Source organism: Candidatus Sysuiplasma jiujiangense (assembly GCA_019721075.1).
GTDB lineage: Archaea > Thermoplasmatota > Thermoplasmata > Sysuiplasmatales > Sysuiplasmataceae > Sysuiplasma > Sysuiplasma jiujiangense.
On the sequence record JAHEAD010000030.1, the window covers coordinates 1 to 10,926 of the forward strand.

The 10,926-nt window shown below is 37.8% G+C and carries 21 protein-coding genes; 1 reads left to right on the forward strand and 20 read right to left on the reverse strand.

What is annotated here, in order from left to right; genetic code table 11:
* A partial coding sequence (locus tag KIS29_10675; protein ID MBX8640788.1) for a hypothetical protein occupies positions 1-262 on the forward strand: 262 nt, incomplete at its 5' end.
* 368 nt (positions 263-630) lie between these two features.
* On the opposite strand, the gene KIS29_10680 is transcribed toward KIS29_10675, so the two are convergent.
* The 20 genes from KIS29_10680 to KIS29_10775 form a co-directional block, all read right to left on the reverse strand.
* Positions 631-828, reverse strand: a complete 198-nt coding sequence (locus KIS29_10680) for a hypothetical protein (GenBank protein MBX8640789.1) — start codon at positions 826-828, stop codon at positions 631-633.
* A 2-nt stretch (positions 829-830) separates the two neighbouring features.
* Complete coding sequence (locus tag KIS29_10685) at positions 831-1,022, reverse strand: hypothetical protein (GenBank protein ID MBX8640790.1); 192 nt, start codon at positions 1,020-1,022, stop codon at positions 831-833.
* Positions 1,022-1,225: a hypothetical protein gene (locus KIS29_10690; GenBank protein MBX8640791.1), complete on the reverse strand. Its 204-nt coding sequence runs from the start codon at positions 1,223-1,225 to the stop codon at positions 1,022-1,024. Before KIS29_10690 ends, KIS29_10685 begins: the two co-directional genes overlap by 1 nt.
* On the reverse strand, positions 1,222-1,389 hold the full coding sequence (locus KIS29_10695) for a hypothetical protein (protein MBX8640792.1): 168 nt from the start codon (positions 1,387-1,389) through the stop codon (positions 1,222-1,224). The genes KIS29_10690 and KIS29_10695 overlap by 4 nt, the downstream gene beginning before the upstream one ends.
* A gap of 1 nt (position 1,390) precedes the next feature.
* Positions 1,391-2,803 (reverse strand): hypothetical protein, encoded by a 1,413-nt coding sequence (locus tag KIS29_10700; GenBank protein MBX8640793.1) that lies wholly within the window; start codon positions 2,801-2,803, stop codon positions 1,391-1,393.
* Complete coding sequence (locus KIS29_10705) at positions 2,800-3,558, reverse strand: hypothetical protein (protein ID MBX8640794.1); 759 nt, start codon at positions 3,556-3,558, stop codon at positions 2,800-2,802. Before KIS29_10705 ends, KIS29_10700 begins: the two co-directional genes overlap by 4 nt.
* 6 nt (positions 3,559-3,564) lie before the next feature.
* Complete coding sequence (locus KIS29_10710) at positions 3,565-3,960, reverse strand: hypothetical protein (protein ID MBX8640795.1); 396 nt, start codon at positions 3,958-3,960, stop codon at positions 3,565-3,567.
* Positions 3,957-4,457 (reverse strand): hypothetical protein, encoded by a 501-nt coding sequence (locus KIS29_10715; GenBank protein MBX8640796.1) that lies wholly within the window; start codon positions 4,455-4,457, stop codon positions 3,957-3,959. Before KIS29_10715 ends, KIS29_10710 begins: the two co-directional genes overlap by 4 nt.
* A gap of 100 nt (positions 4,458-4,557) precedes the next feature.
* On the reverse strand, positions 4,558-4,782 hold the full coding sequence (locus KIS29_10720) for a hypothetical protein (GenBank protein MBX8640797.1): 225 nt from the start codon (positions 4,780-4,782) through the stop codon (positions 4,558-4,560).
* On the reverse strand, positions 4,782-5,699 hold the full coding sequence (locus KIS29_10725; protein ID MBX8640798.1) for a hypothetical protein: 918 nt from the start codon (positions 5,697-5,699) through the stop codon (positions 4,782-4,784). The genes KIS29_10720 and KIS29_10725 overlap by 1 nt, the downstream gene beginning before the upstream one ends.
* 260 nt (positions 5,700-5,959) lie before the next feature.
* Positions 5,960-6,553 carry an ATP-binding protein gene (locus tag KIS29_10730; GenBank protein MBX8640799.1) on the reverse strand — a complete coding sequence of 198 codons (594 nt, stop codon included), beginning with the start codon at positions 6,551-6,553 and terminating at the stop codon, positions 5,960-5,962.
* Positions 6,543-7,136 (reverse strand): hypothetical protein, encoded by a 594-nt coding sequence (locus KIS29_10735; protein ID MBX8640800.1) that lies wholly within the window; start codon positions 7,134-7,136, stop codon positions 6,543-6,545. Before KIS29_10735 ends, KIS29_10730 begins: the two co-directional genes overlap by 11 nt.
* 165 nt (positions 7,137-7,301) lie before the next feature.
* A complete protein-coding gene (locus KIS29_10740) occupies positions 7,302-7,655 on the reverse strand; it encodes a hypothetical protein (protein ID MBX8640801.1) in 354 nt (117 codons plus the stop codon).
* 517 nt (positions 7,656-8,172) lie between these two features.
* Entirely contained in the window at positions 8,173-8,577 is a 405-nt protein-coding gene (locus KIS29_10745; GenBank protein MBX8640802.1) for a hypothetical protein, read from the reverse strand.
* Positions 8,567-9,193 carry a hypothetical protein gene (locus KIS29_10750; GenBank protein ID MBX8640803.1) on the reverse strand — a complete coding sequence of 209 codons (627 nt, stop codon included), beginning with the start codon at positions 9,191-9,193 and terminating at the stop codon, positions 8,567-8,569. The genes KIS29_10745 and KIS29_10750 overlap by 11 nt, the downstream gene beginning before the upstream one ends.
* Positions 9,186-9,407 (reverse strand): hypothetical protein, encoded by a 222-nt coding sequence (locus tag KIS29_10755; GenBank protein ID MBX8640804.1) that lies wholly within the window; start codon positions 9,405-9,407, stop codon positions 9,186-9,188. Before KIS29_10755 ends, KIS29_10750 begins: the two co-directional genes overlap by 8 nt.
* Positions 9,400-9,651, reverse strand: coding sequence for a hypothetical protein (locus tag KIS29_10760; protein ID MBX8640805.1), 252 nt, complete (start codon positions 9,649-9,651; stop codon positions 9,400-9,402). The genes KIS29_10755 and KIS29_10760 overlap by 8 nt, the downstream gene beginning before the upstream one ends.
* Complete coding sequence (locus tag KIS29_10765; GenBank protein MBX8640806.1) at positions 9,641-9,835, reverse strand: hypothetical protein; 195 nt, start codon at positions 9,833-9,835, stop codon at positions 9,641-9,643. Before KIS29_10765 ends, KIS29_10760 begins: the two co-directional genes overlap by 11 nt.
* 23 nt (positions 9,836-9,858) lie before the next feature.
* Positions 9,859-10,212 carry a hypothetical protein gene (locus KIS29_10770; GenBank protein ID MBX8640807.1) on the reverse strand — a complete coding sequence of 118 codons (354 nt, stop codon included), beginning with the start codon at positions 10,210-10,212 and terminating at the stop codon, positions 9,859-9,861.
* A 335-nt stretch (positions 10,213-10,547) separates the two neighbouring features.
* Positions 10,548-10,926, reverse strand: a 379-nt coding sequence (locus KIS29_10775; GenBank protein MBX8640808.1) for a hypothetical protein, incomplete at its 5' end; no start/stop codon positions are given.

A 10,926-nucleotide genomic window follows, 5' to 3' on the forward strand; every position in this document is an offset into this window, starting at 1 on the left:
AAAAAAAAATAAAAAAAGAGATTGTGTGTGTAAAGATTTATATGCTACCATGCATTGTCATGTTATCCCTGGGACAGGGGATGAGGAAATGAAAATGGATGATAAAGAAGAAGTTAAATCAAGATGGAAAATAACAAATTATGATGGGTTCGTTGTAATAGAATATTCAGGTTTTTATGGTTCTCAATTTCTCACGTTATTCGATTATGATCTTGATGATCTTATAGATTACATTGAACAGTATAGGGAGGCTGGGTTCTGATGGCATGCAAATGTAGACATGAAGCAGTTGATCATGCTTACGATGACAAAACAGCAATAGACCCTCGCTTTCCCTGTAAGAAATGCGAATGCCTCGATTATGACATGGCACCTAAAGAAGCATATAAATTTCTTGTTAGGTGGTTGACCGCTTCCTTTATTGTTGAATTTCTAGACCTAACCGTATGGCAGAATGTAAATTTTGTTACTCTTTTAGAATTGGATTTTGTTACGTGCCTTACATTGATAATTATAATTGATTATATCATGGCACTATGGTTAGCATGATTAAATTGGAGGTGATAATGGATCGGTGGACAAGGAAGAAAATACCGATCCATTTCACAAAAATATATTTATTTGGAATATTTAAGGTTTTGGAACAATGGCCTGTTCTGATGCCAGGGCATTACTGATAAAGTGTTTCCCGAAGTATGCACTTATCCCTGCCATCACTGCATAACCGATTGCCATTTTTATTGAATCACCTGACATTATCAGGTAATCTCCAACTACTATGGCAGCCCCCATCGCTGATTCTACTTTTGTTAGACTATATTTAGGCATTCTTATACTACCTCCTTCTTGATATCCTCTTTAACCTTATTAACTTCTTCTTTTACCTTGTTTTCTGCGGGTTCGTTTTCCCTGGGCTTGGATGCTTCTTCCAGTGCCTTTTCAAGTCTTGTGATCCTTTCATCTAACCTATTCTTTACTTCGTTCAGTTCTTGTTTCATTCTTTTTTCATGTAGATATCCCATTACTTTCGCCTCATCTTTTTTAATGTTCGTGCAAGGGTGATCTCTTTCTCCCTTGTCTTTTCATTGTGTTTCCTTGCGAATCCCATTGCTTTCCGGAGATTGATATCACCGTTAACATCCATGAAATTGTGTTCCTTTGCCCATTTTTCAAGTTTGCCCCTGTGATTCTCTGGAATGGCTTTCCTGATCCATTGCTTGTTCATTTTAACACCACTATGATTATACTGGTAAATGAGATTATCATGGATCCAATTAACCCGATCAGGTAACCTTTGTTCATTTGCTTTGCTTGTTTCATTTCTTTTAAGGATTCTTTGATCCATTTTATATCTGTTTTCAGTTCTGATATGTCCTGTTCAACTGTCATTTTAAACCGCCTCCACTTCCACTGTGCCAATGGTAGCGTTTGTTACTACCAGTTCATAATACCATCCTGCTGGGACTACCATGTCATAAGTAAGGATTTGACCGTCTGCTGCTGTTAATCCTGATGGTAAGCTTACCTTTGTTGATGTTGTTACAGTGGATGTGGATGATATCCCTGTTGCAAGGGTAGCCGCTGCTGATGTTGATGGATTATACGTTATGGGTATTTTTAATCTTATGCCATATGGATTGGTGTTCTGATAGACTGTTCCACTGACTGGGGGATTGGCTATTAAGGTCGTATCTACAAAGTCTTGAGGATATACCTTGCCTATATTTATTAGGCCATAGACATTTGTGCCATTATTGTTCGCTATTCCAATGTTTAAACTTGCAAGTACTGGACTACTGGCTTCGTGCCACACACCAATATAAATTGGAGATGCTGGATTAATATTGTTTTGTATATAGTATTTTACTGTTCCACCGTATGGTGATGTTCTGTCTGCTACTTGTATTTTCCCTATCCAAAGCATTGAAGTTAAATTTGTATTTGCGTTATATATTGATATTTCACATGCCCCTATAGCTGCTTGCACTATATTCATATCATGTGTCAGATCGCTAGTGCTTATTCCATTTACACAACTTTCTATCTGTAAGTAATTGATATGCATGTGTTCTCCTGATAATATTCCGTTATAAAATCCACCAATACTAATAAGACCTGCATAAGAAATCTCGCATCCCATTTGCGGAAACTTTATGCCTGTTGCTGGTGAAACTGGTGTATCAATATGATTTGGTTGAGTGAATATATTATCAAATATACATGTCATATCATAGCTGAAATCTATTGCAGATATACCCGTAGCACCTGAATACGGAACTACTGCAAGGTTTAAAAGAGATATTTCAACACCATTAAAACCGGCTGAACTTGAACCGTTCGCATCTATAACAGATTGATATGTCTCTGTCAATGTTGTTGTTCCGTCATATATTACTGTTCCATTTTCAGAGTATTCTCCAAGTTGTTCCTGTGTTCCAGAACCTTCTATGATTATTGGTACTTGCTTAGTTGTATATGCTATAAAAGGAAACATAATCTTGGAATAACGTGTTGAATCAGTGTTTGCCAGTAAGGGTGCATTTGTAAGGTCATAAAATCCCGGCATAATTTTTATTTTTCCGCCATTCTGTGAATAAACATAATTTATTGCGTCCATTATACCTAATGTCTGTGTCTTTAATGTGCTGACATAATCTGCTTTTGTTGGGACATTAACCAGTCTCTTACCGCCATTGATTACATATCCATTAGAATCAACGATTATTTTCCCTGTGTCCTGATCGTAAACCATTGGCTGGGGGTTTCCGTTGCTGTCTGTTGGTTGTTGAACAATTACGGTCATCCCAAATTCACCTCGATGTATGAGATGTATGCGGTTACAGTAGCAGATTCTCCTCCAATGAGTAATGATAACAGTTCATTTGAAAATACTTCAAATCCTCCAGTAACCATTTGTTCTGTTACCTCTGCCCCTTCAATGTCAGTAGCAGATCGTGATTGAACATATTTTGCCAGATCGACAACATACGTATAGTCCGCTGTAGTGGAAACAGATGCAAATAATAGATTAAGTGATTCCGATACATCAGTTGATACCGCACCACTCGGATATATTTGCACCTGAGGGGTATCTGTGCCTGTTGCACCGGCTTGCCATCTCATGACGATACTCCTTAAAATCCATTTTTTACCTGATGGTGGACTCATTGTTATACCAACATCCCCTGTAAAGGTATTGGATACGGTTACTGGTGTTCCTGTTTCCTGTGTATAGATAAATCCTGACTGGTAATCGATATCAATGTAAGGTATGCCGGATGCCGTTGTTTTTACGATGTAAGATATGATAACATTGTAACTGTTTGAATCGGAAAATGTTATCGAACCAACCTGAACATCCTTTAATATGACTTTTGCCGGCACTGTAAGGGTAATGGGATTTTCTGTTACATTGTTTCCTTCTGTATCGGTTATTGATATGGACTGGTTTATTGTTTGGTTTTGAATGGAAATTATCATATCATAGTATGATCCTTGTGTATTCCTAAATGAAACCGTTGATGTGGAACTTGTTGTTTTTACTTTTGGATTAAACATTTCATATCACCTTATCGCAATTACAAGGGCAATAATAGCTATTGCTACAATTACAATGACTATGATCCATAAATCTTTCTGCAGTCCAGAAAAGAAATTATTGATTGGGCCCCACATATCATTCCCTATACCACCAAAGAAATTTGAAATACCTGAACCAAGCGCACCGATACCGCCTTCGATTCCACTGCCTATACTCGAAAATGTTGACCCTGCTGCACTGCCAACGGCATTAGCTGCCCCAGTCAATGCACCGGCTGTATCATTGGCTGCTGTGCCAAGCCCATTATAAACCCCTGATCCAACTGATGAGATGCCCTGGGATAGACTGGATGCCCCTGAACTTATTGCGTTCCCTGCACCCTCGATACTTGATATTATTTGACTAAATGGCCACGTCATTTTATCACCATGAATCCAACTATGAGAGCAATTATTGCTACAATGATTATAATGTACACTGGAATCCCAAGGATTTTATATGAAAGAAAGCCAACCGGACTCTCAGAGCTTGTAACAATTGATGGATTTGTCGGTACTGTCTTTGGTGATCCCATAGATGTAACTGCGTGAGATTTTGTTTTAAGTAATGATATCCCGCTTCCAATCCCTGAAAATGATTCGATTGATCCAACTGTTCCGTTGACAATCTCTCCAGCACCGGAATTGATAACCTTTCCTAAACTTTTTGCATCGTTACCAACTCCCGAGAAAACACCATTTCCATAAGCACCTATTCCCTGTTCAATTTTCTTAAGAGAACTGTTCATCCCTGAAACTGTATTATTTACATCTCCAACAAGTCCAGAATAGATTTTTGATCCAGAAGAATCTATACCCTGAGCTATGGCTGCACCGCCTGTTGCTACAGTGTGCCCTATACTCTCTGCACCTGACACAATTTGGCTAAAAGGCCATGACATTTAAATCATACCCCTTAGAACAGAACCAGAACTGCCAGTGCAATTATCGCTACAATTAAGATTATCTCCAAGGTACTCATTTTATCACCATGAACCCAATTATAAGAGCAATTATTGATATTACGATTATGATATACACTGGAATCCCGAAAACTTGTTTTTTCAGGAAACTTTCAGTTGATGAAACTATTGATGAAGTCATTGGAACTGGTTGAGTTGTGTTCCCACTTGTAGTTGTTCCGAAAATGGAAGAAAGGGAAGAAAATATTGACTGTCCCTGATAGTAGTTACCTGATCCCATTAGAACATCACCATCTTAAGGGTACTAAGGTATCCAGATTCTGATGTATTGACTTTCAGGTTTATGGATTTGTTCAGGACTGGATTTGACAGGTTCAAAAGGTCGTTTGGATTTTCGTCTGACATGAACTGTTGAAGTGCGAATCCTGTGTCCGGTGTTCTTCCATATTCTGACTGATTGTCTGACTGTAACGTGTTAAAATAGTCTTCAAACAACGAAATATTGTTATTGACAATTAAATCCATGTAGTTGATAAGGGAATTTGAGCCGTTTGCTGAATAAATGGGTGCTGTCTGACTTGTGTATGCAAAATGGAGAAGTCCCTGGTAAAATGCATCTGTTGACAAATAATTTGTCAGGTCATTATCGCCTGTGATACTCAAAGTAGCCGCAACTTTCAACATTTTATATTTGAATAACTTGAAATCCACACTTGATCTGGATATATCTCTCTCGGTCAGATACAGGGTTGAACCGGTTGTACCAGTTGGTGATCCTGACGTTACTTGGGAAAGCGGTGGAAGGGTAACTTTCATGGTGTTATTGACAAATGCGTAACTCGGAAATGCTGTCTCTTTGATATAGGTTTTCTTGCTGAAATCAAGGGCTGTCATTGGAATCTTGAATTGTGTTCCAACCATGCTTGATACATTTCTTACTAATCTGCGAAGTTCATTGAGTTGTGGAACATCTGCGGAAACCATGGTCTCGTTATCGGCCTCGATTTTTACAGAGGAAACCAACGGGTTCAGATAAGTGTCAGTAAAAGCCGGACTTGTTCCGCCGCTGAGAGTTCCAGGCACGATAACTAAATCGTATGCTGTTACTAAATCTGTATTTTTCAGGGTTATATCTATGGTTGACCCCCAATCACTATCAATATTCACGGTACTGTATTTATGACTTATTTTTACCATAATACTAATATTTCAGTAGATTATATAAGGATTACTATTTTCTTGGTAATTGATAAATTAATAGTAGATACTTAATTATGGGTAAATAACTTCTTTCAGGTCTTTAATCAGGTCTTGGAATTTCAGTTCCAGGTCAATGTCATTATTAGGATCACTAAAATAATCATCCAATTTCGATTTTGCTATCCCCTTGATCCATTTTGGGATCAACAGGCCATCTAAATTTTTCACTGATTGACGATATAAAAATTCCTTGTAATTCATTGTACAATCTCCAGCCTATCAGTTTGTAAATTCAATTTGACAATGTATCTTTCCTCGCTATCAAATTCATACTGGAAAAATTGATACTTCTCAAGATGTGGAATAATCTTCTCACTGTCAGGGATATACTCTCCCAAATATTGGACATCATTGGGTAACGTTGTCTTGGGAATGAAGATATGATGGGAATTATACAGTAACTGTTTATGGATATTGTTTGCACGTCTAAAAAGGAACATACATCCCATGCCCTTGTGTCTTCCCCTGATTATGAGATCATAAATGGGCATTGGTAGTTTTGATTGACTTATCAATACGTCAGCATCCTCAAAAACAATCATACCGGAATTGTTTGATTCGATAAATGCGGATATTTTTCTCTCATATCCGGAAAAATAATCTTCAAGTCCTTTCGTCTTATAGATAACCGCATTTTCAAATTCATTCTTGGAATATTCACTATTGACATCCATTATGAGTATTGGATATTCTGATTTATCCATTTGCCTCAAAAAGTGTTTAGCGATTTCACTTTTACCTGAACCTCTCTTTCCCAATATACAGAAAATGTCAGTAACGTTAATTTCCATCTGAAACACCGCTACCTATTGATTGATAAACCTCTGATGGCTTGGTTTCTTTGCGTCCCTGTTCAACCTTTCGTTTCTTCTCCTCTAGATCCAACTTCCTGGATTCATTTTCCAATTCGATTTTTTCGGCTTGGGCTTTTAGAACCCTTGTCAAATGTGGGAATAACATAGAAATTACATATTGGACAACAACAATGATCTTAGGCATCTCATACAATTCTGCAAGTTGCTTTGAAGATGATTCTATAAATTCCTGTTCAGTGTTCTTTAGTTCCTTGTCCTTGTGTACCTGTAAAGTCAGTTTTTCAATACTCACTGACATCTTGGCAAAAGCTTCCGGATTCAGGGGAATCCGGTCTGTTCCTTTTTTCTTTGACTTCTTCGCTGGGGGCTTTTTGATATCTTCCTTTACAATCTTCTTATTGTCTTTGTTATCTTCTTGTTCCTGTTCCTTGGGTGATTCTTCAAGGGACAGATCGGGATCGTCTATCTTATCAGATTCAGGGTTATCTTCATTCTTGACCTGTTCTTCTTTTTTCTTCTTACGATATTCCCTTTGCCATGCTGCCTTGTCAAAACTCATTTCCCGAATCCCCCCATACTCATAGCCATACTCAAAATCTGTTTAACCTTGGGTGCATCCTTTTTGCACACTCCAAATAACTCCTCACATGGTGATTTCAATTCTTCATTGCATAAAATACAATTACTCATAAATGAGTAGTGATTAAAAGTATATAAATTATCTTCAATGTTTGTATCTGTTTTTCCATTCCCTTGTTTCACGGTCATAATCTTCATGGCATTTTTCACATTGTAAAATATAAGATAATGGATGGTTAACAATGTCATAAATCCTTTCCGGTAATCCCCTTCCCAATCCTTTTAAATTTGATGGGAAACCATGGCGATGTGAAAACTGTAAGTCAGAATCATGATGACAGTATGACTGGAACTGGAACTGGAATCGTAAATCTTCCATCTGCAAAGTAAATCTTCTTTGTCTTGGGAATCCATTAAACATTCTTAAGGAATTTAAATTAAATGAAAATGAGAAATCAGCGATAACCTGATCTCCCTTGATGATTATTGGATTCCTCATTAATAGCCCTCTTTGGCTATCCTTTGTAATGCCGTGTACACATCATGCCAGTATTGTTCACCTTCCTTGGTACGATCCCATCGGAATCCACCCAATATCATGACAGCCAATTTTTCTGCAATCTCTCGTTCCACTTTATACATTCCTTTTATTTCGTTCATCTTTTATCACCATTATAATTATGTTTTCCAATGTGCCTCAATCTCTCATGGTAAGGAATGATATCATGACACTTTTGGCACTCATAGGTATCATCACCACACTGTTTATACCATCCTCTATAGTTCATGTTAATCAATCTCCCACAAACCAATAGCAGCCCCAAATAACAATGTGAATACAATTATATCTGTAAAAGCAAAGAGGATAAAAACCATGATAAATACAATGATATAGGCAACAAGGTATGAAACAGAACCTGATAGTGCAGATTCAAAGAATCCGTGCAAAAGGATATACTCGCCCCACATAATGACACCAATAGTAGCCAGTGCCAACACACTCAATATTTTATTAATCATTGAATCATCATCTCCGATATGTCAATCCAAGGGCCAACCTTATAGACCACACCATTTTTAACTTTCATCTCAAAGATTCTGTTAATTTCTTCTTCACCTTGGATGGCTAATCTTCTTAGGTCAATTCCCATTCTCCAGGGATCATCGTGCAGTAATGCACGTACCTTAAACTGATCCAATACTGACATTTCAGACGGTACAATCAATCTCAAGTGCACGTTGCCTGATGATGATTTCCTATACCATAAAGGAAGAAGAATGTTCAAATATTCCTTTCCCTGATATTTCAACAAAATATCAATTACATATTTCCAGTTCTCCTTGATGTACTCAAATGTTCTGGATTTTTTGAATTGTCTAAAATTCTGATCTATATCAATGTACAGCTCTTTATATTGCATTGTTATCATACCTCTTTTTCTTTTCTTCTCTTTGTATTCTCCTCATCTCTTTTCTCCTCTCATATTCCTTTGTCCTATCCCCATGATGTGATACCCCTGGCTTGTTCTTGGGCCCTGCAGGGTGCAATTCACTATTGATCTTATCATAGAGATCATTATACGCTTTGCTTTGACTTATCACCTTTCCCTTGTTACCATATAATTCCTCACGAAAATTTATAGTAATTGTTTTGTCGCTATCACTATCTGGATCAGGGAACATCATCAAACCCTTTGCATTTAAATAATCATTGATCTGTTCCGCTATTTTCTCTTTATCTCGTGTACTTCTAATGTAAAATTCACTGTACACACTCTTAGCGGTATGGCTTCTCGAATCTGTTACCACATTTCCTGATACCACGATCTGCATCTTCTTTGATTTCTTCACTGGGGGCTTTTTTGGTTTCAACTTACCCAGTGGTTTCCGTTTACCATGATGTCCTCTTAGTTGTGATAATGATGCCCTTGGATAACTCTTATGCTCCCTTTGTATTCTTTCTGTGTACTCATTCTTGTAATTGTGGGCTGCTTTCCATTCACTGTATGTTCTAAATTTTGGTGAGAATCTAGTCATAGACTCTCACCGCTTTTATATTTGTTATCATGATATATTCTGTAGAATACTCATTTTTCAGGGTTAAAACACCCTTTTTTACCTCGGTTACGTGTCCTGTGTAGGGTTTATAAGTTCCTTCAACAAGTATGGATACCCGATTCCTATTCTCCAATGCGTCCACAAGTATAACATTCCAGGGACTCTCAAACATGCTACCATACTTGTCATTCAAATACGGACACCCTTTTAATGTCGATGATCCTCATGGTAGTACTGTACCTTTCCCCGTCCTCTGTCTCCGAAGACAAGGTGATCGAACCGTGCTGAATCCCTGAAATGTACCCTGAGACCCCTTTATATGTCCCGGATGCAAAGATATTGACCTTTTTTCCATCCTTAAACGCTTTCTGCAATTGTGACCTGATTGTAAGGGCTGCCTCCTGTTTTTCCTCTCTCTTATCAATTTTATCTGTCAACTTTGGACACCTCTAATTCTTCCATGGATGCAATCATCCCTGATTGTATCGTAACCTGTCTTCCATTATCAAGGTATAACAGTACTGTTCCCTTTGAAAGTTGTTTTACTGTGCCTGTGTACTGTCCACCTGTACGTAAGCGGACATGTACCCTCTTTTCCATCATTCCTGTATCTATTTTCATTCTTTCACCATAAAAAATTGGGATTAGGATTTAATTCCCACGATGAACAGCCCAATATTTTTCCTCTTTCCGGACTTTGTTTCAAACAGTCTTTCCTCTCTTTTCACGGTTATAGATTTCCCAAAGAGTTCATCAAAGGTTTTAAATCCTTCATCCTTGAGAAAACCAATATTTGTCCGGTTCAAAACCATACCAACTTCTTGACCTTCCAAACCTTTCAGAATTAACATGGGTTTGATTCCATCCTCAAAGTTCCTGTCTTCCTCTGATATCACTTTGTACTTTCTTTCCTCACCAAATTCCCAATCGGATGCCCTCAAAAATTCGACACCTGAATTTAGGTAGTCCTCTATTCCTTTTCTTTTTTCGCTTTCCATTTTCATTTCACCTATTCCGGTCTCTTGGCCGGCAGACATCCCTTGGGATGTTTCGACCCCAGCCACGGGGTCATCGTCAGTGCCTTAATTCACCTGTATACTTACCTGTTGTTGGAAATGCCCACAAGACCATATCGGTACACAAAATTCCGTGAAGGTCTCACTGTATATGGGTGCACCGCATATTTTACATTCTCCTATTTTTGTCTGCATTTTAATCCACCTGACATCCACATTTTCTACAGTACCATTCCTCATTTTGCATGTTCATGTAAATCCCTTCGGGATCACATGCACACTGACAATCCTTTAAGCAATGATTACACATGTTACCTCTACTCCCCATGCATAGGAACTATTTCCCTAAAAACTATATCCAAGGTTCTTTCATTCCATCTACAGACAAAAATCTTAATGAACCTCAAACCTATTTTTTCCATGCTACTTATCAGCACATTAAACACACTGGCCGGAAGTCCAACTCCCTCTTTGTCATGCTGATATTCAATAATGATCCAATCATGTTTTCCCGATGTATAATCAAAATGGTATCCAATATCATCTTGAATATCTACCAACACTTCCTCTATTCTCCTATTCTTCTCTTGTTCGTTTTCCATTTTCATTTCCTCATCCCCTGTCCCAGGGATAACATGACAATGCATGGTAGCATATAAATCTTTACACACACAATCTCTTTTTTTATTTTTTTTT